This window comes from Enterobacter sp. K510 (assembly GCF_055804875.1).
This window is the reverse complement of the sequence record NZ_JBNRLQ010000003.1, coordinates 308,863-329,620: the sequence shown is the minus strand read 5'-3', so window position 1 is coordinate 329,620 and position 20,758 is coordinate 308,863. Positions and strand designations below refer to the sequence as shown.

The window sequence follows — 20,758 nt, the reverse complement described above, 5'->3', positions numbered from 1 at the left end:
AACTGCTGGAACTTTTCCAGTATGTTGCGTACAGAATATGTGAAAACGGCCTGCGGGCCGTTTTGTTTTGCCTGAGTTTTGTCCGGTTTGCGCCAAATTCAGACAAAAATTAGCCGGGAATTGTGAAAAATGCCGATCCGGCACGCAATAACCGTTCTCGACTCATAAAAGTGATGCCGCTATAATGCTGCGTCTTATTTTTCGGAATGTCTTCGGGATGATTCTGGTGACAGGGAATGTATATCTGATTCAAGAGAACATCCCGGTACTGTGAAGCCAAACTTACACGCGCTTCCAGAGTTGACCGAGCACTGTGATTTTTTGAGGTAACAAGATGCAAGTTTCAGTTGAGACCACTCAGGGCCTTGGGCGCCGTGTAACGATTACTATCGCTGCTGACAGCATCGAGACCGCTGTGAAGAGCGAGCTGGTTAACGTAGCGAAGAAAGTTCGCATCGACGGCTTCCGTAAGGGCAAAGTACCGATGTCCGTTGTTGCTCAGCGTTATGGCGCATCTGTACGCCAGGACGTGCTGGGCGAACTGATGAGCCGTAACTTTGTTGATGCGATCATTCAGGAAAAAATCAATCCGGCCGGCGCGCCTAACTATGTGCCGGGCGAATACAAACTCGGTGAAGACTTCACTTACTCTGTTGAGTTCGAAGTGTATCCGGAAGTGAAGCTGTCCGGTCTGGACACCATCGAAGTTGAGAAGCCGGTTGTAGAAGTGACCGAAGCTGACGTTGATGGCATGCTGGACACCCTGCGTAAGCAGCAGGCGACCTGGAAAGAAAAAGACGGCGCTGTAGAAGCTGAAGACCGCGTGACCGTTGATTTCACCGGTTCCGTAGATGGTGAAGAGTTCGAAGGCGGCAAAGCCACTGATTTCGTACTGGCCATGGGCCAGGGTCGTATGATCCCGGGCTTCGAAGACGGTATCAAAGGCCACAAAGCGGGTGAAGAGTTCACTATCGACGTGACCTTCCCGGAAGAATACCACGCTGAAAACCTGAAAGGTAAAGCCGCTAAATTCGTCATCAACCTGAAAAAGGTTGAAGAGCGCGAAATGCCGGAACTGACCGAAGAATTCATCAAGCGTTTCGGCGTGGAAGATGGTTCTATCGAAGGTCTGCGTGCTGAAGTGCGTAAAAACATGGATCGCGAGCTGAAAGGCGCGGTGCGTAACCGTGTGAAAACTCAGGCTATCGACGGTCTGGTGAAAGCGAACGAAATCGACGTGCCGGCTGCGCTGATCGACGGCGAAATCGACGTACTGCGTCGTCAGGCTGCACAGCGTTTCGGCGGCAACGAGAAACAAGCGCTGGAGCTGCCGCGTGAACTGTTCGAAGAACAGGCTAAGCGTCGCGTAGTGGTTGGCCTGCTGCTGGGTGAAGTTATCCGTACCCATGAGCTGAAAGCTGACGAAGCGCGCGTTAACACGCTGATCGAAGAAATGGCGTCTGCCTACGAAGATCCGAAAGAAGTGATTGAGTTCTACAGCAAAAATAAAGAGCTGATGGACAACATGCGTAACGTTGCGCTGGAAGAGCAGGCTGTTGAAGCCGTTCTGGAAAAAGCGAAAGTGACTGAGAAAGCCACTTCCTTCAACGAGCTGATGAACCAGCAGGCGTAAGTTTCGCCATTACGTACATAACGTAACCAGAAGCCCGTCACTTTGCTGTGGCGGGCTTTTTTTTATCATCCAGACTTTTTAGGATGAGTGCTAAAAGCGCGTTTCAGTGTTAGCGTTAAGCCAAAAGCTTGTTATGCTTGAAATAAGGCGTAGCCATCCCCATTACAGGGAGACTGTCAGAAGTGTTCTTGCTGAATATCCGTCCAGGGTGGTCGTAGTCAGACCAGTCATACTCAAGTAGAATCGGTCCAGCAGGTTTATTTATTTTTTATCCAGGAGACGGACATGTCATACAGCGGCGAACGAGATAACTTTGCACCCCATATGGCGCTGGTGCCAATGGTCATTGAACAGACCTCGCGCGGTGAGCGTTCTTTTGATATCTATTCCCGTCTTCTTAAGGAACGCGTCATTTTCATGACCGGCCAGGTCGAAGACCACATGGCTAACCTGATTGTGGCGCAGATGCTGTTTCTGGAAGCGGAAAACCCGGAAAAAGACATTTACCTGTATATTAACTCTCCGGGTGGTGTGATCACTGCCGGGATGTCGATTTATGACACCATGCAATTTATTAAGCCGGACGTCAGCACCATTTGTATGGGACAGGCGGCCTCTATGGGCGCATTCCTGCTGACTGCGGGCGCTAAAGGCAAGCGTTTCTGCCTGCCGAATTCTCGCGTCATGATTCACCAGCCGTTGGGCGGCTATCAGGGCCAGGCCACGGACATTGAAATTCACGCGCGTGAAATCCTGAAAGTTAAAGGGCGCATGAATGAACTTATGGCGCACCATACGGGTCAATCTTTAGAACAAATCGAACGTGATACCGAACGTGACCGCTTCCTCTCCGCTCCAGAGGCAGTTGAGTACGGTCTGGTCGACTCGATTTTGACCCATCGTAATTAATGCTCAGGCCAGACGTGTACCGCTATAATCATTAAGAGCGGCACTACGCCAGGCAGCATTTTGCGCCTGGATTGGCATTTGCGTCGTCGTGTGCGGCACAAAGAACAGATAAGAGGTTTTTACTCATGACAGATAAACGCAAAGATGGTTCGGGCAAACTGTTGTATTGCTCTTTTTGCGGCAAAAGCCAGCATGAAGTGCGTAAGCTGATTGCCGGGCCATCCGTGTATATCTGCGACGAATGTGTTGATCTGTGTAATGACATCATTCGCGAAGAGATCAAAGAAGTTGCGCCGCATCGCGAGCGTAGCGCGCTGCCGACGCCGCACGAAATCCGTCATCATCTGGACGATTATGTTATTGGTCAGGAACAGGCCAAAAAAGTGCTGGCGGTGGCGGTTTACAACCACTACAAACGTCTGCGTAACGGTGATACCAGCAACGGTGTTGAGCTTGGCAAAAGTAACATTCTGCTGATCGGCCCAACCGGTTCCGGTAAAACCCTGTTGGCGGAAACCCTGGCGCGCCTGCTGGATGTGCCATTCACCATGGCGGACGCCACCACCCTGACCGAAGCCGGTTACGTGGGTGAAGATGTGGAAAACATCATCCAGAAGCTGCTGCAAAAATGCGATTACGACGTGCAGAAAGCCCAGCGCGGTATCGTCTATATCGATGAGATCGACAAGATCTCCCGTAAGTCTGATAACCCGTCCATCACCCGTGACGTCTCCGGTGAAGGCGTGCAGCAGGCGCTGTTGAAACTGATTGAAGGCACGGTTGCCGCCGTTCCGCCGCAGGGTGGACGCAAGCATCCGCAGCAGGAATTCCTGCAGGTTGATACCTCCAAGATCCTCTTTATCTGTGGCGGCGCATTTGCGGGTCTCGATAAAGTGATCTCCCATCGTGTAGAAACCGGCTCCGGCATTGGTTTTGGCGCGACGGTGAAAGGAAAATCAGAGAAACCGCAGGAAGGTGAGCTGCTGGCGCAGGTTGAACCGGAAGATTTGATCAAATTTGGTCTGATCCCGGAATTCATCGGTCGTCTGCCGGTGGTCGCTACGCTGAACGAACTGAGCGAAGAAGCGCTGATCCAGATCCTGAAAGAGCCGAAAAACGCCCTGACCAAGCAGTATCAGGCGCTGTTTAATCTGGAAGGCGTGGATCTTGAGTTCCGCGACGAAGCGCTGGATGCCATCGCCAAGAAAGCCATGGCGCGCAAAACCGGTGCCCGTGGCCTGCGCTCCATCGTAGAAGCCGCTCTGCTCGACACCATGTACGATTTACCGTCCATGGAAGATGTCGAAAAAGTGGTCATCGACGAGTCCGTTATTGCGGGTCAATCCAAACCCATGCTGATGTATGGCAAACCGGAAGCGCAGCAAGCTTCTGGTGAATAAATCGCCAAAACATACAGTCAGTTAATAAAAAAGGGGGGATTTTATCTCCCCTTTTATTTTTCCTGTTCCCTGACGTTGAATGTCCGGGAAACATCCCCATATACTGACATACATGTTAATGGTTGCGTGAAGCACAGTCATGCCACCTGATTACCCTGGCGGACACTAAACTAAGAGAGAGCTCTATGAATCCTGAGCGTTCTGAACGCATTGAAATCCCCGTATTGCCGCTGCGCGATGTGGTGGTTTATCCGCACATGGTCATACCCTTATTTGTAGGGCGGGAAAAATCTATCCGTTGCCTTGAAGCCGCCATGGATCATGATAAAAAAATCATGCTGGTCGCGCAGAAAGAAGCCTCAACGGATGAACCGGGTGTAAATGATCTTTTCACCGTCGGGACCGTGGCCTCAATTTTACAGATGCTGAAACTGCCGGACGGCACCGTTAAAGTGCTGGTCGAAGGTTTGCAGCGCGCACGCATTTCAGCGCTGTCTGACGACGGTGAACACTTCTCCGCGAAAGCCGAGTACCTGGAATCGCCGGCCATTGACGAGCGCGAGCAGGAAGTGCTGGTACGCACGGCCATCAGCCAGTTCGAAGGCTATATCAAGCTCAACAAAAAAATCCCGCCGGAAGTGCTGACGTCGCTGAACAGCATCGACGATCCTGCGCGTCTGGCTGACACCATCGCCGCGCACATGCCGCTGAAGCTGGCGGACAAACAGTCCGTGTTAGAAATGTCCGACGTGAACGAGCGTCTGGAATATCTGATGGCGATGATGGAATCGGAAATCGATCTGTTGCAGGTTGAGAAGCGCATTCGCAACCGCGTCAAAAAACAGATGGAGAAATCCCAGCGCGAGTACTATCTGAACGAGCAAATGAAAGCCATTCAGAAAGAGCTCGGCGAAATGGACGACGCGCCGGACGAAAACGAGGCGCTGAAGCGGAAGATCGACGCGGCGAAAATGCCGAAAGAGGCAAAAGAGAAAGCCGAAGCAGAACTGCAGAAGCTGAAAATGATGTCTCCGATGTCGGCGGAAGCGACGGTGGTGCGTGGTTACATCGAATGGATGATCCAGGTACCGTGGAACGCGCGCAGCAAAGTGAAGAAAGATCTGCGTCAGGCGCAGGAAATCCTCGACAGAGACCACTATGGTCTTGAGCGCGTCAAAGACCGCATCCTTGAATACCTCGCGGTGCAGAGCCGTGTGAACAAACTGAAAGGGCCGATCCTGTGCCTGGTAGGGCCGCCGGGGGTGGGTAAAACCTCGCTTGGTCAGTCCATCGCCCAGGCCACCGGGCGTAAGTACGTGCGTATGGCGTTGGGCGGCGTGCGTGACGAAGCGGAAATCCGCGGACATCGCCGTACCTATATCGGCTCCATGCCGGGCAAACTGATCCAGAAAATGGCGAAAGTGGGCGTCAAAAACCCGCTGTTCCTGCTCGATGAGATCGACAAGATGTCGTCTGACATGCGTGGCGATCCGGCGTCTGCCCTGCTTGAGGTGCTGGATCCGGAACAGAACGTCGCCTTCAGCGATCACTATCTGGAAGTTGATTACGATCTGAGCGACGTGATGTTTGTCGCCACCTCGAACTCAATGAATATTCCGGCTCCGCTGCTGGATCGTATGGAAGTGATCCGTCTTTCCGGTTACACCGAAGACGAAAAGCTGAACATTGCGAAGCGTCACCTGTTGCCGAAGCAGATTGAGCGTAACGCCCTGAAAGATGGCGAAATTACGGTTGAAGACAGCGCTATCATCGGCATTATCCGCTATTACACCCGTGAAGCGGGCGTGCGTAGCCTGGAGCGTGAAATCTCCAAACTGTGCCGTAAAGCGGTGAAACAGCTGCTGCTGGATAAGTCGCTGAAGCATATTCACATCACTGGCGACAACCTGCACGAATTCCTCGGCGTCCAGCGTTTCGACTATGGTCGCGCCGATGACGAAAACCGCGTGGGTCAGGTAACGGGTCTGGCATGGACGGAAGTGGGCGGCGATCTGTTGACTATCGAAACCGCCTGCGTACCGGGCAAAGGCAAGCTGACCTATACCGGCTCGCTGGGCGAAGTTATGCAGGAATCCATTCAGGCCGCGCTGACCGTGGTGCGCGCTCGTGCAGAAAAACTGGGTATCAACCCTGATTTCTACGAGAAACGCGACATCCACGTTCACGTACCGGAAGGGGCAACCCCGAAAGACGGCCCGAGCGCCGGTATCGCAATGTGTACCGCGCTGGTTTCCTGTCTGACCGGCAACCCGGTGCGCGCTGATGTGGCGATGACTGGCGAAATCACCCTGCGCGGGCTGGTGCTGCCTATCGGCGGTCTGAAAGAAAAACTGCTGGCGGCGCACCGTGGCGGCATCAAAACCGTGCTGATCCCGGACGAAAACAAACGCGATCTGGAAGATATTCCGGATAACGTGATTGCCGATCTGAAGATCCACCCGGTGAAGCGCATTGAGGAAGTTCTGACTCTTGCCCTGCAAAATGAGCCGTCTGGCATGCAGGTTGTAAGCGCAAAATAGTGACCTCGCGCAAAGAGCACTAAGAAAAACAAGGCTGGCAGCGCATTTCGGGCTTGCCAGCCTTTTTTTGTATAGCTAATTTAGATTGCTGCCTGGATGTGTCATCATCAACTGATGTTGTAAGGGCATGACAGGCCTGATATAACTGCTGCGCGGTCGCTCTGTGAAGGATTCAGTGCGATATAAATTATAAAGAGAGGAAGAGAAGAGTGAATAAATCTCAACTGATAGACAAAATTGCTGCAGGGGCTGATATCTCTAAAGCTGCGGCTGGACGTGCGTTAGATGCTTTAATTGCTTCTGTTACTGAATCTCTGCAGGCAGGGGACGAAGTGGCACTGGTAGGTTTTGGTACTTTTGCTGTTAAAGAGCGTGCTGCCCGTACTGGTCGCAACCCGCAAACAGGCAAAGAGATCACCATCGCCGCGGCTAAAGTTCCGGGTTTCCGCGCAGGTAAAGCGCTGAAAGACGCGGTAAACTGAGCGCGATCTCCAAAGGGATTGTGAAAAAGTACAAGGGCGCATCAACCGATGTGCCTTTTTTATTTGTGATTGCCCAATTAATCGGCCCCGGTGGGCTGACATTTACCCCCGTTTCTTGTCACAATACGGGTTTGCGCGCGGCGGCAGGATAAGCAGTGTTGCGTGGGACCTCAAGTCATCTACAGCGGAGTGTTGCTACACCATGATGGACAATTTACGCACGGCGGCTAATAGCGTTGTGATCAAAATCATTTTCGGGATCATTATCGTGTCGTTCATTCTGACCGGCGTGAGTGGTTATCTGATTGGCGGCGGTGATAGCTATGCCGCAAAAGTGAATGGCCAGGAAATTAGTCGCGGACAATTCGAAAATGCCGTTGCAGGCGAACGTAACCGTATGCAGCAGCAGTTAGGTGAACAGTTCTCTGAACTGGCCGCTAATGAAAATTACATGAAAACCATGCGTCAGCAGGTGCTGGATCGTCTTATCGACGAAGCTCTGCTGGATCAGTATGCCCGCCATCTTGGCCTCGGCATCAGCGATGAGCAGGTGAAGAAAGCCATTTTCGCGACCAAAGCTTTCCAGAATAACGGCACCTTTGACAATACCCGCTATAACGCGCTGATTAACCAGATGGGCATGAACGCCGATCAGTATGCGCAGGCGTTGCGTAACCAGATGGTGTCTCAGCAGCTGATTAATGCCATTGCCGGTACCGATTTCATGCTGAAGGGTGAAACCGACGAGCTGGCTACCCTGGTGGCGCAGCAGCGTATCGTGCGCGAAGCGATCCTTGATGTGAATGCACTGGCCGCGAAGCAGACGGTGACCGATCAGGAAATCACCAGCTATTACGAGCAGAACAAAAACAGCTTTATGGCGCCGGAACAGTTCCGCGTCAGCTATATCAAGCTGGATGCTGTAAACATGCAGCAGGATGCGAGCGATGCCGACATTCAGGCGTACTACGACCAGCATCAGGATGAATTCACCCAGCCGCAGCGTAACCGCTACAGCGTGATCCAGACCAAAACCGAAGACGAGGCGAAAGCCGTTCTCGACGCCCTGAGCAAAGGCGCAGACTTCGCACAGCTGGCAAAAGAGAAATCCTCCGACATCATCTCTGCCCGTAACGGCGGCGATATGGGATGGCTGGAACCAGCCACCACGCCGGATGAGCTTAAAAATGCCGGTCTGAAAGAAAAAGGCCAGCTGTCTGGCGTGATCAAATCCAGCGTAGGTTTCCTGGTGGTGCGTCTGGATGATATTCAGCCTGCTAAAGTAAAACCGCTGGCGGAGGTGCGTGACGATCTGGCCGCGAAAGTGAAGCAGGAAAAAGGCCTTGATGCCTTCTACGCGCTGCAACAGAAAGTGAGCGAAGCGGCGAGCAACGACAACGTCTCCCTGACCGGCGCTGAACAGGCCGCAGGCGTGAAAGCCGTGGAAACCGGCTGGTTTGGTCGTAACAACCTGCCGGAAGAGCTGAACTTCAAACCGGTTGCCGATGCCATCTTCAATGGTGGTCTGGTAGGGGAAAACGGCACGCCGGGCAGCAACTCTGACATCATTACCGTCGACGGCGATCGTGCCTTCGTTATCCGTGTCAGCGAGCATAAGCCGGAAGCCGTGAAGCCGCTGGATGAAGTTAAAACGCAGGTGACGGATATCGTCAAGCACAACAAAGCGCAGCAGCAGGCCAAACTGGATGCTGACAAGCTGCTGGCCGCCCTCAAAGCCGGTAAAGGTGATGAGGCGCTGAAAGCCGCAGGTCTGAGCTTCGGTGAAGCGAAAACCCTGACCCGCACCGGGCAGGATCCGCTGAGCCAGGCCGCCTTTGCGCTGCCGTTGCCAGCCAAAGATAAGCCGTCTTACGGCGTTGCCAGCGATATGCAGGGCAACGTGGTACTGCTGGCGCTGGATGAAGTGAAAGCGGGCACCATGCCGGAAGAGCAGAAAAAAGCGATGGTGCAGGGTATCACCCAGAACAATGCGCAAATCGCCTTCGAAGCGCTGATGAGCAACCTGCGCAAGGAAGCCAAAATCAAAAAGGGCGACATCGTTGATCCTCAGCAATAACGAGGCGCTTCGCATCTTTTTGTAACCCACTGCAATATTCAAAGGCCGCTTACGCGGCCTTTTCCATTTCTGAAGCTTGCTGTTTGCACCCGTTTGGCCGCCTGTTTATCGTGAGATGGCTGTCAACAAACAAGGAGATAACAGCATGAAACGTGGAATCAATGCCCTCATTTTTACTCTCGGCCTCGCCTGTGCAGGCATGACACAGAGCACGCTTGCGGCGACTGCAAGCGCTAAACCGGCGGCGACGCAAACGAAAGCAGACGCCAGGCCGGACGCGCAAAACCTTACCCAGGCAAAGGAGACGGCAAAAGCCGGCGATGAGGAAAGTACCAGGGTCAGCATTAACGCCGCTTCTGCCGACGATCTGGCCCGTGTCCTCAACGGGGTAGGGCTGAAAAAAGCCCAGGCGATCGTCAGCTATCGGGAGGAATACGGGCCGTTTAAAACGGTGGAAGATCTTAAACAGGTGCCGGGAATGGGCAATGCGCTGGTGGAACGTAACCTTGAACGTTTAACCCTGTAGTTTTTGGGGTTGCGGAGTCGCTAAATTTTGCCAGGATAAAGAGGTCATACCAGTGATGACCTCTGTTCCTGGAAAAAAATAAAAGGTTAAGGCGCTATGCAGACTCAAATCAAAGTTCGTGGATTTCATATCGACGTTTACCAGCATGTGAACAATGCCCGCTATCTGGAGTTTCTGGAAGAAGCCCGCTGGGAGGGCCTGGAAAACACCGACAGCTTTCAGTGGATGTCCGCCCGCAACATCGCTTTTGTGGTGGTGAACATCAATATCAATTACCGCCGACCGGCCGTGCTGGGCGATCTGTTGACCATCAGCAGCCACCTCCAGCAACTGAACGGCAAAAGCGGCGTGCTAAGTCAGACGGTGACGCTGGAGCCGGGAGGGGACGTCGTTGCCGACGCGCAAATCACTTTTGTCTGTATCGACCTGAAAACCCAGAAGGCGCTGGCGCTGGAAGGAGAGTTGCGGGACAAATTACAGGCGTTGATGGAGTAAGGCCGGATGTGTAATGCCGGGTGGCGCTTCGCTTACCCGGCCTACGTGGGCAATGCCGTTGTAGGCCCGGCAAGCCTGCGCCGCCGGGCAACAGGTACGAACGCAGGCCTTACGCCAGGCCCGTCTTTTTCTTCATCGCCGCCATCACGCCCGCTTTATCCGCCAGGTAGTGATTCAGACCGTTAGCGCGCAGGTTACAGGCGGCGCACTGGCCGCAACCGTCGCCCTTAATGCCGTTGTAGCAGGTCAGCGTCTCGTTGCGGATCAAATCCAGTTTCCCCCAGCGATCCGCCAGCGCCCAGGTTTCCGCTTTGTCGAGCCACATCAGCGGCGTCTCGAAGCGAATATCCTTTGCCATGCCAAGATTAACGGCATGATTGAGCGCTTTCACGAACTCATCACGGCAGTCCGGGTAGCCGGAAAAATCCGTCTCGCACACGCCGGTAATGACCGCTTCCGCCTGTACCTGATACGCATAGATCGCGGTCAGGGTTAAGAACAGAATATTGCGCCCCGGCACAAAGGTATTCGGGATACCGCTGGCGTCTGGCTCATAGTCCGGCACCGGGATGCTGTCGCGGGTCAGGCTGCTGACCGCCAGTTCATTAAGCAGGGTAACATCCAGCACTTTATGCGCACGCGCCCCCAGTTTCAGCGCCAGTTCACGGGCAACGTCGATTTCGGCGCGATGACGCTGACCATAATCGAAGGTGACACAGTGGACTTCATCATACTGCTGTAACGCCTGCACCAGACAGGTAGTGGAGTCCTGACCTCCGCTAAAGACGACGACGGCACGTTTCATAATTCTTCCCGATTGCATGTAAAACACTATGGTAGCGTCTGCGGCAGTGCGCGACCAGCTTCTTCACGCGCCGGGGCGGGTAGCCAGGCCTCGGTAAAATCAAACCAGCCGCGGGTGTTCAGGCGGATCCCCTGCACGCCAGGCGGGGCGCTGATCTGATACTGATAGTTAAACAGCGGCGTCAGCACCGCCTCGTCCATTAATCCGCTGAATACATCCTGCAAATCCGCGCAGCGCGCCTGTTCATTCGGCTGACGCTGCACCGCATCCAGCGTGGCCTGGAGATGGGCAAAGCGAGAGGCGGGTAACAGATTGGGCCACAGCGGATCGCAGCGTAACCATTGCTCCAGAGTATATTCCGGCGCTTCGCCGATCAGCCTGTCGCCCATCATCAGGTCAGCAGTTGCAAGCCCGCTACAGTTATCCCAGTTCTTCGCATCATGAAAAATTACCGTCAGTTCACAGCCCAGCCCGGCAAGATAGCGCTTAAGCTCCTCCGCCATGGTGTGCAGTTCCACCGGCAGGTGATACAGCAGCGTCAGTTTTTCCGGCAGCGCCACCTTTTCCTCCGCCCAGTGCGGCATCGCCCAGCCGGGCAGTAATTCCCGGCTGGGGGTGATCAGGTTTTCATCCAGCGGCAGGGTCTGTAGCAGGCCGCTCTGATGGACGATCTGCACCAGTCGCCGCGCCTGTGCCTGGCTCAGTCTTTCACTGATACGCCGGGCGAGATAACAAAACCCGAGGCTGATGCCGCTGCTGACCTGTCGCAGGTGGATCAGTTCATCCGGCTTGCCAATGGTGATCTGCACCGGATGGCGGCAACTGCTGCCCAGATCCTGCTCGAACAGTTGCGGGGTGATCCAGTATTCCACCGCCTTTAACAGCGGATGGCTGAGGTGATAATGCTCATGGCTTTCCAGGCGCACCAGTTCCGGGCTGAAGGACGCCAGCCGGAAAGGGCCGGTGCCCACCAGCGGATGCTGCGGATGGGCCAGACGGCTACCGTAGCTTGCCAGTCGGTGCGCCAGCCAGTGATCCGGCTGATGCAGCGTGAACAGCAGACAGTGCGGGTGCGGCACCGCGATCTCCGCCACGCTGTTAAACAGCCTGCGCAGATCGGGCAGCGTCAGCAGATGCTGCAAACGCATCTGCAATTGTTGGGCGTTCACCGCATCGCCATTATGCCAGTGCAGGGTGGTGCGCAGATGAAAGCGCCAGCTCAGGCCATCGGCCGACACCTCCCAGTGGTGCGCCAGGTCGCTCTGCGGCAAAGGGTTATCGGTAATAAAGCGCGTCAGGCCGGAAAAGATCTGCCCGGCCAGATGCTGCTCGGCGCGCCCCGGCAGAAAGCCCGGATGCAGCGGCTCCAGAGGGCGATAATAGGGAATGCGCAGAGTAGGTGAGTCGTTTTGCCACAGGCCGCCCAGAAAAGGATGCAGCAGATTGCGCAGCGCCTCCGGCGGCAGTTGCGCCAGCGCCAGCGCGCTGTGCTGCTGCCCCTCATTCAGGGCCTGCTCCAGCAGCGCATTGCGCAGCGATCCTGGCGTGACGTGAAAATGCAGCACGCCACGTTTTCCACGCCCCGACTGCGCCTGCCAGCTCAGCCAGCCGGACGCCTCCATTTGACGTAACAGGGTACGCATATGGCGGTCGCTGCAAAAACAGCGCTCTGCCAGCCCCGCCACGCTGGCGTGCTGCGGTTCGCCATCGGAAAACTGCCACAGGCGCTGATACTGATTAAGTCGATTTAACTGGCGCATAAACCCGGAACAAATATCCTGAAGTATTCACTATTACTTCCGTATATCTCAGGCAATACTGGTACACAAGTTTCCGCATCACAAAACCGGGATAATTATGGCGCGACTGGCTGCATTTGATATGGACGGCACCTTACTGATGCCTGACCACCGTTTAGGCGAGCAAACGCTGGATACCCTGCGTCGTCTGCGCGACCGGGATATTACGCTGGCGTTCGCTACCGGCCGTCATGCGCTGGAAATGCGTCATTTGCTGGGGATGATTACGCTGGAGGCGTATCTGATCACCGGTAACGGCACGCGCATTCACTCGCTGGAGGGGGAGCTGCTGCACCGTCAGGATCTCAGCCCGGACGTCGCCGAACAGGTGATCCACCGTCAGTGGGATACCCAGGCGAGTCTGCACGTGTTTAACGACAGCGGCTGGCTGACCGGAGAAGAGATGCCTCTGCTGCTCGATTTCCATATTTACAGCGGCTTTAAATACCGGGTGGTGGATCTCAAAGCGCTCAGCCCGCACGAAGTGACCAAAATCTGTTTCTGCGGCGATCATGAGGATCTGGAGCGTTTGCGCATTCAGCTGCACGAGGCATTAGGCGATCGCGCGCATATCTGTTTTTCGGCCTTTGATTGTCTTGAGGTGCTGCCTGTGGGCTGTAATAAAGGCGCGGCGCTGGCGATCTTAAGCGATCGGCTGGGGATCGCCATGCAGGATTGCATGGCATTTGGCGACGCGATGAATGACCACGAAATGCTCGCCGCCGTCGGACGCGGCATGATTATGGGCAACGCCATGCCGCAATTGCGCGCGGCGCTGCCCCATTTACCGGTGATCGGACACTGTCAGAATCAGGCGGTATCGCACTATTTAACGCATTGGCTGACCACACCACATCTTCCTTATTCCCCCGAATAATGAGCATTGTCAGCAAGCCGGGTCCGTTTAAACCCGGCTTTTTTTATGCCAGTAAACGGGCGATTTCCGCTTTCCACGGCGTCACATCGCCGATATTCGCCCGCACCCATTCCGCATTGTAATAGGTGTCGAGATAGCGCTCGCCGCTGTCGCACAGCAGGGTGACGATAGAACCGGTCTGGCCTGCGTCGCGCATTCTGGCGGCCAGCGTCAGCGCGCCCCACATATTGGTGCCGGTGGACGCGCCGACTTTGCGGCCTAACTGCGTTTCCAGCCACTGCGCGGTGGCGACGCTGGCGGCATCCGGCACGCGCAGCATCTCATCCACCACATCCGGCACGAACGACGGCTCGACGCGCGGGCGGCCAATACCTTCGATTTTACTGCCCACCGGGCTGCGCAAAGTGCTATCGCGGGTTTGCCAGTAATCCATAAACACCGAGTTTTGCGGATCCACCACCATCAGTTGAGTATCGTAGCCCTGGCAGCGCAGGTAGCGGCCAATGGTCGCGGAGGTGCCGCCCGTACCGGCGCTCATCACGATCCACGTCGGCTCCGGGTGCGGTTCGCTCTGCATCTGGCGGAAAATGCTGTCGGCGATATTGTTATTGCCGCGCCAGTCGGTGGCGCGTTCGGCATAGGTAAACTGATCCATATAATGGCCGTGCAGCTCCCGCGCCAGCATCTCGGAAGCGGCGTAGATCTCGCAGGCGCTCTCCACGAAGTGACAACGCCCGCCGTAGAATTCAATCTGCTCGATTTTGCGCTTCGCCGTACAGGACGGCATTACGGCGATAAACGGCAGGCCCAGCAGACGGGCAAAATAAGCTTCCGACACCGCCGTTGAGCCGGAGGATGACTCAATAATCGGCGTGCCTTCTTTGATCCAGCCGTTGCACAGACCATATAAAAACAGGGATCGCGCCAGGCGATGCTTCAGGCTGCCGGTCGGGTGGGTGCTTTCATCTTTTAAATAGAGCTGAATGCCCGGAAAACCCGGCAGCGCCAGACGGATAAGGTGCGTATCCGCCGAGCGTTGATAATCGGCATTGATTTCACTGATAGCATGTTTAACCCAGGTGTTTTTCATGGCGCGGATCCGTTTGTCATTTTGTGCCCAGCTTAGCGGAAAGCACGGAAAAAATTGTTGCTTTATGACCTTTGAAATAGACTTTAAGGAGAAAGAAATTCTCCCGGAGGGGGCAATGCTAGATAAAATTGACAGAAAGCTGCTTTCATTACTGCAAAGCGACTGCACCCTCTCTTTGCAGGCGCTCGCGGATGCCGTTAATCTGACAACCACTCCCTGCTGGAAACGGCTGAAACGGCTGGAAGACGACGGCGTGATCAAAGAACGGGTCGCGCTGCTGGATGCGGAAAAGCTCGGCCTCGGGCTTACGGCCTTTGTGCTGATCAAAACCCAGCATCACAGCCGCGACTGGTACTGCCGCTTTGTCTCTGAGGTCAATGCGCTGCCCGAAGTGTTAGGTTTCTGGCGCATGGCCGGCGAATACGACTACCTTTTACGGGTGCAGGTCGCCGACATGAAGCGCTATGATGATTTCTATAAACGGCTGGTGAACAGCGTACCTGGGTTGTCCGATGTGACCTCCAGTTTCGCCATGGAACAGATAAAGTTCACCACTGCGTTACCCATTGAATAACTCTCCCGGCCCGAAGCACCACCGCCGGAAAATCACGTTCAGGAAATGACCGCGTGCGATTATTTGCTCAATTAAGCTGGTACTTTCGCCGGGAATGGCGACGCTATCTCGGTGCTGTAGCCCTGCTTATCTTTATTGCCATCCTGCAGCTTATCCCGCCGAAAGTGGTGGGCTATGTGGTGGATGGCGTGACGCAACAACATTACACCACCAGCCGGGTGCTGATGTGGATCGGCCTGCTGGTGGGGGTGGCGATTGTCACCTACCTGCTGCGCTACGTCTGGCGCGTGCTGCTTTTCGGCGCCTCCTACCAGCTCGCCGTTGAACTGCGTGAGGATTTTTACCGCCAGCTCAGCCGCCAGCATCCGGAGTTTTACCTGCGCCATCGCACCGGCGATTTAATGGCGCGCGCCACTAACGATGTCGATCGCGTGGTGTTCGCCGCCGGGGAAGGGGTGCTGACGCTGGTGGATTCGCTGGTGATGGGCTGCGTGGTGCTGGTGGTGATGTCGACGCAAATCAGCTGGCAGCTCACCCTGCTGGCACTGCTGCCCATGCCGATCATGGCGATTGTCATCAAGCGCTACGGCGACCAGCTGCACGAGCGCTTTAAGCTGGCGCAGGCGGCATTCTCCTCGCTCAACGACCGGACCCAGGAGAGCATGACCAGCATCCGCATGATCAAGGCCTTTGGCCTGGAAGATCGCCAGTCGGCGCTGTTCGCCGCCGATGCCGCCGACACGGGGCGCAAAAATATGAAGGTCGCCCGCGTGGATGCGCGTTTTGATCCGACGATTTATATCGCCATCGGCATGGCGAATCTGCTGGCCATTGGCGGCGGCAGCTGGATGGTGGTCAACGGCTCGTTAACCCTTGGGCAACTGACCAGCTTTATCATGTATCTGGGACTGATGATCTGGCCGATGCTGGCGCTGGCGTGGATGTTTAACATCGTCGAGCGCGGCAGCGCCGCCTATACCCGTATCCGCGATATGCTGGCGGAGGCGCCGGTGGTCAACGATGGCAGTGAATCCCTGCCGGACGGACGCGGCGAGCTGGCGGTGACCATTCGCGAATTCCGCTATCCGCAAACCGACAGCGCCACGCTGAACGGCGTCAATTTCACGCTTAATCCCGGACAAATGCTCGGCATCTGTGGGCCGACCGGCGCCGGGAAAAGTACCCTGCTGTCGCTGATCCAGCGCCATTTCGATGTCGATCAGGGTGAGATCGCCTATCACGGTATTCCGCTGCCGCGCCTGAAGCTCGACGCCTGGCGCAGTCGTCTGGCGGTGGTGAACCAGACGCCGTTTTTATTCTCCGATACCGTGGCGAACAATATCGCCCTTGGCAAGCCTGGGGCCACGCAGCAGGAGATCGAACACGCGGCGCGACTTGCCAGCGTCCATGAAGACATTCTGCGCCTGCCGCAGGGCTATGAAACCGAAGTGGGTGAGCGCGGCGTCATGCTGTCCGGCGGACAGAAACAGCGCATTTCTATTGCCCGCGCGCTGTTGCTCAATGCCGAGATCCTTATCCTCGACGATGCGCTCTCCGCCGTGGACGGTCGAACCGAACACGAGATCCTGCACAACCTGCGGCAGTGGGGAGAAGGGCGCACGGTGATCATCAGCGCTCACCGCCTGTCGGCCCTTACCGAAGCCAGTGAAATTCTGGTGATGCAGCACGGACATGTTGCTCAGCGCGGTCATCACGACCAGCTGTCGCAGCAGCCCGGCTGGTATCGCGACATGTATCGCTATCAGCAACTGGAAGCGGCGCTGGATGAGGCGCCGGAAGAAAAAGAGGATCCTGCCAATGCGTAGTTTTGGGCAACTGTGGCCTACGCTCAAACGGCTGTTAGTGTATGGCAAGCCCTGGCGTAAACCCCTGACCCGCGCCGTTGTTATGCTGTGGGTGGCGGCGATTGCCGAAGTCTCCGGCCCGGCGCTAATCAGCTATTTTATCGATAACATGGTCGCCAAAAGTTACCTGCCGTGGGGCCTGCTGGCGGGCATGGCGGCCGCCTATATCGGCCTGCAACTGCTGGCGGCAGGGCTGCACTATGCGCAGTCGCTGCTGTTTAACGAGGCGGCGGTGGGCGTGGTGCAGCAACTGCGTACCGACGTGATGGATGCGGCGCTCCGTCAACCGCTGAGCGCCTTCGATACCCAACCGGTGGGGCAGTTGATCTCCCGGGTGACCAACGATACCGAAGTGATCCGCGATCTCTACGTCACTGTGGTGGCAACCGTGCTACGCAGCGCGGCGCTGATCGGCGCGATGCTGGTGGCGATGTTCACCCTCGACTGGCGTATGGCGCTGGTGGCGGTGACCATTTTCCCGGCGGTGCTGGTGGTGATGGCGCTGTATCAGCGCTACAGCACGCCTATTGTCCGTCGTCTGCGCAGCTATCTCGCCGACATCAACGACGGCTTTAACGAAGTGATCAACGGCATGGGCGTCATCCAGCAGTTCCGCCAGCAGGCGCGCTTTGGCGAGCGGATGGGGGAAGCCAGCCGCTCGCACTACACGGCACGTATGCAGACGCTGCGCCTCGACGGCTTTTTGCTGCGCCCACTGCTGAGCCTGTTTTCGGCGTTGGTGCTCTGCGGCCTGTTAATGCTGTTTGGCTTTACCGCCGTCGGCACCATTCAGGTGGGCGTGCTCTATGCCTTTATCAGCTATCTGGGGCGGCTTAACGAACCGCTGATCGAACTCACTACCCAGCAGTCGATGCTGCAGCAGGCGGTGGTGGCGGGGGAGCGCGTGTTTGAACTGATGGATCGCCCGCGCCAGACCTACGGCGATGACGATCGCCCGCTGGAAAGCGGCGCTGTTGAGATCGAAAACCTGTCGTTTGCCTATCGTGATGACCGGCTGGTATTGCAGGATATTAATCTGACCATTCCGTCACGCAGTTTTGTGGCGCTGGTGGGGCATACCGGCAGCGGCAAAAGTACGCTCGCCAGCCTGATGATGGGCTACTACCCGCTTACCCGGGGGGAAATTCGCCTCGACGGACGTCCGCTCTCCACCATCGGCCATAACGCGCTGCGCAACGGCGTGGCGATGGTGCAGCAGGATCCGGTAGTAATGGCAGAATCCTTTTTTGAAAACGTGACTCTCGGGCGCGACATCAGCGAAGAGAAGGTTTGGCAGGCGCTGGAAACGGTGCAGCTGGCGGAGCTGGCGCGCAGCATGAGCGACGGAATTCATACCCGTTTGGGGGAGCAGGGCAATAATCTCTCCGTCGGGCAAAAACAGCTGCTGGCGCTGGCGCGGGTGCTGGTTGGCACTCCTCAGATCCTCATCCTTGATGAGGCGACGGCCAATATCGATTCGGGCACCGAGCAGGCGATCCAGCAGGCGCTGGCGGCGATCCGCCAGCAGACCACGCTGGTGGTGATCGCTCACCGGCTGTCGACCATTGTCGATGCGGATACCATTATGGTGCTGCATCGCGGTCAGGCGGTAGAGCGCGGCACTCATCAGGAGTTGTTAAATGCGCAGGGGCGCTACTGGCAGATGTACCAGCTGCAACTGGCTGGAGAAGAGCTGGCCGCCGCCACGAAAGAAGAATCGCTTATCGCGTGATGCACCATTATCAGGCAGGCTACTGACAGCCATCGCTGTTGGTGCAAAAATGCAACGCACCCTGCACTGGCATGGTGCGTTTTTCTTTTCCAGGAACAATCTGAATCCCCGTCACACTTTTCCCTTTTGCGTTTTTCCCTCGCCACGCGGCGTAACGGCCTGAACTTCTCCTCGTTTTTATTTCTGGCACAGCGATTGCAATATCAGATTCATGTTAGCTGCTGCCATTACCGAATTCCGCCTGGAGGAACTTTATGAAGCTGGTTACCGTGGTGATTAAACCATTCAAACTCGAAGACGTGCGAGAAGCGCTCTCTTCAATTGGTATTCAGGGGCTGACCGTGACTGAAGTGAAAGGCTTCGGGCGTCAGAAAGGTCACGCCGAGTTGTACCGTGGCGCCGAGTACAGCGTTAACTTCCTGCCAAAAGTGAAGATTGACGTGGCGATTGCTGATGATCAGCTCGATGAAGTGATCGATGTGATCAGCAAGGCGGCCTACACCGGAAAAATTGGCGACGGCAAAATTTTCGTTGCCGAGCTGCAACGCGTCATTCGCATTCGTACCGGCGAAGCCGACGAAGCGGCGCTGTAACTCCTGCACACAGTGATAGGGATGGGAAAAATGAGCAAAACCACTTTTAAATCCGTACTTGCCGCGCTGGCTCTGCTTCCGGGACTGGCGCTGGCCGCCCCGGCTGTTGCTGACAAAGCGGACAACGCCTTTATGATGATCTGCACCGCGCTGGTGCTGTTTATGACAATTCCCGGCATCGCCCTGTTCTACGGCGGTCTGATCCGCGGCAAGAACGTGCTGTCGATGCTGACGCAGGTAACAGTGACCTTCGCGCTGGTATGCATCCTGTGGGTGGTTTATGGCTACTCGCTGGCCTTCGGCGAAGGCAATAACTTCTTCGGCAACTTTAACTGGGCGATGCTGAAAAACATCGAGCTGACGGCGGTGATGGGCAGCTTCTACCAGTATATTCACGTTGCGTTCCAGGGCTCGTTTGCCTGTATTACCGTCGGGCTTATCGTTGGCGCGCTGGCGGAGCGTATTCGTTTCTCTGCGGTGCTGATCTTCGTGGTGGTATGGATGACGCTCTCCTATGTGCCGATTGCGCACATGGTCTGGGGCGGCGGTCTGCTGGCTTCCCACGGCGCGCTGGACTTTGCGGGCGGTACTGTGGTGCACATTAACGCTGCGGTCGCCGGTCTGGTGGGCGCTTACCTGGTGGGTAAACGTGTCGGCTTCGGTAAAGAAGCCTTCAAACCGCACAACCTGCCGATGGTGTTTATCGGTACGGCGATCCTCTACGTGGGCTGGTTTGGTTTTAACGCCGGTTCCGCAAGCGCCGCGAACGAAATCGCCGCGCTGGCCTTCGTTAACACCGTGGTGGCAACAGCGGCAGCGATTCTGTCCTGGGTCTTTGGTGAGTGGGCGCTGCGCGGTAAACCTTCGCTGCTGGGCGCCTGTTCCGGTGCGATTGCTGGTCTGGTTGGCGTGACTCCGGCGTGCGGTTATATCGGCGTGGGCGGTGCGATGATCGTCGGTCTGGCGGCAGGTCTGGCGGGGCTGTGGGGTGTGACTATGCTGAAACGCTGGTTACGTGTCGACGACCCGTGCGATGTGTTCGGTGTGCATGGCGTCTGCGGCATCGTGGGCTGCGTACTGACCGGCGTATTCGCTTCCTCTTCTCTGGGCGGCGTGGGCTTCGCAGAAGGCGTGACCATGGGCCATCAGGTGCTGGTACAGCTGGAAAGTATCGCCATCACCGTGGTGTGGTCTGCTGTAGTGGCTTTCATCGGCTTCAAAGTGGCGGACATGACGGTTGGCCTGCGCGTACCGGAAGAGCAGGAGCGTGAAGGTCTGGACGTGAACAGCCACGGCGAGAATGCCTACAACGCCTGATTATTAACCTTAAAATTGGCCCGGCGGCGCAAGCTTGCCGGGCC

General features: G+C 56.1%; 17 protein-coding genes. 14 read left to right on the top strand and 3 right to left on the bottom strand.

The genetic code is table 11. The annotated features are described in order from the left end of the window. Positions 1-334 precede the first annotated feature (334 nt). The 8 genes from tig (at position 335) to ACQUTD_RS06945 (ending at position 10,062) form a co-directional block, all read left to right on the top strand. Positions 335-1,633, top strand: a complete 1,299-nt coding sequence (gene tig, locus ACQUTD_RS06980; RefSeq protein WP_072567547.1) for a trigger factor — start codon at positions 335-337, stop codon at positions 1,631-1,633. A 285-nt stretch (positions 1,634-1,918) separates the two neighbouring features. Beyond that, entirely contained in the window at positions 1,919-2,542 is a 624-nt protein-coding gene (clpP, locus tag ACQUTD_RS06975; RefSeq protein ID WP_032616835.1) for an ATP-dependent Clp endopeptidase proteolytic subunit ClpP, read from the top strand. A gap of 125 nt (positions 2,543-2,667) precedes the next feature. Next, positions 2,668-3,942 carry an ATP-dependent protease ATP-binding subunit ClpX gene (clpX, locus tag ACQUTD_RS06970; protein ID WP_072567548.1) on the top strand — a complete coding sequence of 425 codons (1,275 nt, stop codon included), beginning with the start codon at positions 2,668-2,670 and terminating at the stop codon, positions 3,940-3,942. 185 nt (positions 3,943-4,127) lie between these two features. After that, the gene (lon, locus tag ACQUTD_RS06965) at positions 4,128-6,482 is read left to right on the top strand and encodes an endopeptidase La (protein ID WP_318363238.1); all 2,355 of its coding nucleotides are present in this window, start codon (positions 4,128-4,130) and stop codon (positions 6,480-6,482) included. 209 nt (positions 6,483-6,691) lie between these two features. Beyond that, complete coding sequence (gene hupB / locus ACQUTD_RS06960) at positions 6,692-6,964, top strand: nucleoid-associated protein HU-beta (protein WP_042391603.1); 273 nt, start codon at positions 6,692-6,694, stop codon at positions 6,962-6,964. Between the two features lie 202 nt (positions 6,965-7,166). Beyond that, positions 7,167-9,041 carry a peptidylprolyl isomerase gene (gene ppiD, locus ACQUTD_RS06955; protein ID WP_473274075.1) on the top strand — a complete coding sequence of 625 codons (1,875 nt, stop codon included), beginning with the start codon at positions 7,167-7,169 and terminating at the stop codon, positions 9,039-9,041. A gap of 145 nt (positions 9,042-9,186) precedes the next feature. Then, entirely contained in the window at positions 9,187-9,567 is a 381-nt protein-coding gene (locus ACQUTD_RS06950; protein ID WP_072567551.1) for a helix-hairpin-helix domain-containing protein, read from the top strand. 96 nt (positions 9,568-9,663) lie between these two features. Further along, entirely contained in the window at positions 9,664-10,062 is a 399-nt protein-coding gene (locus tag ACQUTD_RS06945) for a YbgC/FadM family acyl-CoA thioesterase (RefSeq protein WP_072567552.1), read from the top strand. Positions 10,063-10,171: 109 nt separating this feature from the next. Here the strand turns inward: ACQUTD_RS06945 and queC are convergent, their stop codons facing one another. Further along, on the bottom strand, positions 10,172-10,867 hold the full coding sequence (gene queC / locus ACQUTD_RS06940) for a 7-cyano-7-deazaguanine synthase QueC (protein WP_072567553.1): 696 nt from the start codon (positions 10,865-10,867) through the stop codon (positions 10,172-10,174). Positions 10,868-10,893: 26 nt separating this feature from the next. Next, positions 10,894-12,627 carry an SgrR family transcriptional regulator gene (locus tag ACQUTD_RS06935; RefSeq protein ID WP_072567554.1) on the bottom strand — a complete coding sequence of 578 codons (1,734 nt, stop codon included), beginning with the start codon at positions 12,625-12,627 and terminating at the stop codon, positions 10,894-10,896. A gap of 97 nt (positions 12,628-12,724) precedes the next feature. Here ACQUTD_RS06935 and cof point away from each other — a divergent pair, with 97 nt between their 5' ends. Then, a complete protein-coding gene (gene cof / locus ACQUTD_RS06930; RefSeq protein ID WP_072567555.1) occupies positions 12,725-13,543 on the top strand; it encodes an HMP-PP phosphatase in 819 nt (272 codons plus the stop codon). A 43-nt stretch (positions 13,544-13,586) separates the two neighbouring features. Here the strand turns inward: cof and ACQUTD_RS06925 are convergent, their stop codons facing one another. After that, positions 13,587-14,633 (bottom strand): PLP-dependent cysteine synthase family protein, encoded by a 1,047-nt coding sequence (locus tag ACQUTD_RS06925; RefSeq protein WP_318375848.1) that lies wholly within the window; start codon positions 14,631-14,633, stop codon positions 13,587-13,589. Between the two features lie 115 nt (positions 14,634-14,748). Between ACQUTD_RS06925 and ACQUTD_RS06920 the strand changes: the two genes are divergently transcribed. The 5 genes from ACQUTD_RS06920 to amtB all read left to right on the top strand — a co-directional run bounded on the left by ACQUTD_RS06920 (position 14,749) and on the right by amtB (position 20,714). Next, positions 14,749-15,207 carry an Lrp/AsnC family transcriptional regulator gene (locus ACQUTD_RS06920; protein ID WP_199775920.1) on the top strand — a complete coding sequence of 153 codons (459 nt, stop codon included), beginning with the start codon at positions 14,749-14,751 and terminating at the stop codon, positions 15,205-15,207. A gap of 53 nt (positions 15,208-15,260) precedes the next feature. Beyond that, positions 15,261-17,033: a SmdA family multidrug ABC transporter permease/ATP-binding protein gene (locus ACQUTD_RS06915; RefSeq protein ID WP_473274078.1), complete on the top strand. Its 1,773-nt coding sequence runs from the start codon at positions 15,261-15,263 to the stop codon at positions 17,031-17,033. Then, positions 17,026-18,804, top strand: a complete 1,779-nt coding sequence (locus ACQUTD_RS06910) for a SmdB family multidrug efflux ABC transporter permease/ATP-binding protein (protein ID WP_318374453.1) — start codon at positions 17,026-17,028, stop codon at positions 18,802-18,804. Before ACQUTD_RS06915 ends, ACQUTD_RS06910 begins: the two co-directional genes overlap by 8 nt. Before the next feature lie 254 nt (positions 18,805-19,058). After that, positions 19,059-19,397, top strand: coding sequence for a P-II family nitrogen regulator (gene glnK / locus ACQUTD_RS06905; RefSeq protein WP_002891893.1), 339 nt, complete (start codon positions 19,059-19,061; stop codon positions 19,395-19,397). A gap of 30 nt (positions 19,398-19,427) precedes the next feature. Next, positions 19,428-20,714, top strand: a complete 1,287-nt coding sequence (gene amtB, locus ACQUTD_RS06900) for an ammonium transporter AmtB (protein ID WP_072567560.1) — start codon at positions 19,428-19,430, stop codon at positions 20,712-20,714. The last annotated feature ends 44 nt before the right edge of the window (positions 20,715-20,758 follow it).

What these genes read in the sequence shown, in the direction of transcription:
- ACQUTD_RS06950 (WP_072567551.1), top strand. Translation starts at nt 9,187, where the DNA reads ATGAAACGTGGAATCAATGCCCTCATTTTTACTCTCGGCCTCGCCTGT.
- glnK (WP_002891893.1), top strand. Translation starts at nt 19,059, where the DNA reads ATGAAGCTGGTTACCGTGGTGATTAAACCATTCAAACTCGAAGACGTG.
- ACQUTD_RS06920 (WP_199775920.1), top strand. Translation starts at nt 14,749, where the DNA reads ATGCTAGATAAAATTGACAGAAAGCTGCTTTCATTACTGCAAAGCGAC.
- cof (WP_072567555.1), top strand. Translation starts at nt 12,725, where the DNA reads ATGGCGCGACTGGCTGCATTTGATATGGACGGCACCTTACTGATGCCT.
- ACQUTD_RS06945 (WP_072567552.1), top strand. Translation starts at nt 9,664, where the DNA reads ATGCAGACTCAAATCAAAGTTCGTGGATTTCATATCGACGTTTACCAG.
- ACQUTD_RS06935 (WP_072567554.1), bottom strand. Translation starts at nt 12,627, where the DNA reads ATGCGCCAGTTAAATCGACTTAATCAGTATCAGCGCCTGTGGCAGTTT.
- ppiD (WP_473274075.1), top strand. Translation starts at nt 7,167, where the DNA reads ATGATGGACAATTTACGCACGGCGGCTAATAGCGTTGTGATCAAAATC.
- ACQUTD_RS06910 (WP_318374453.1), top strand. Translation starts at nt 17,026, where the DNA reads ATGCGTAGTTTTGGGCAACTGTGGCCTACGCTCAAACGGCTGTTAGTG.
- ACQUTD_RS06925 (WP_318375848.1), bottom strand. Translation starts at nt 14,633, where the DNA reads ATGAAAAACACCTGGGTTAAACATGCTATCAGTGAAATCAATGCCGAT.
- lon (WP_318363238.1), top strand. Translation starts at nt 4,128, where the DNA reads ATGAATCCTGAGCGTTCTGAACGCATTGAAATCCCCGTATTGCCGCTG.
- clpP (WP_032616835.1), top strand. Translation starts at nt 1,919, where the DNA reads ATGTCATACAGCGGCGAACGAGATAACTTTGCACCCCATATGGCGCTG.
- tig (WP_072567547.1), top strand. Translation starts at nt 335, where the DNA reads ATGCAAGTTTCAGTTGAGACCACTCAGGGCCTTGGGCGCCGTGTAACG.
- amtB (WP_072567560.1), top strand. Translation starts at nt 19,428, where the DNA reads ATGAGCAAAACCACTTTTAAATCCGTACTTGCCGCGCTGGCTCTGCTT.
- queC (WP_072567553.1), bottom strand. Translation starts at nt 10,867, where the DNA reads ATGAAACGTGCCGTCGTCGTCTTTAGCGGAGGTCAGGACTCCACTACC.
- clpX (WP_072567548.1), top strand. Translation starts at nt 2,668, where the DNA reads ATGACAGATAAACGCAAAGATGGTTCGGGCAAACTGTTGTATTGCTCT.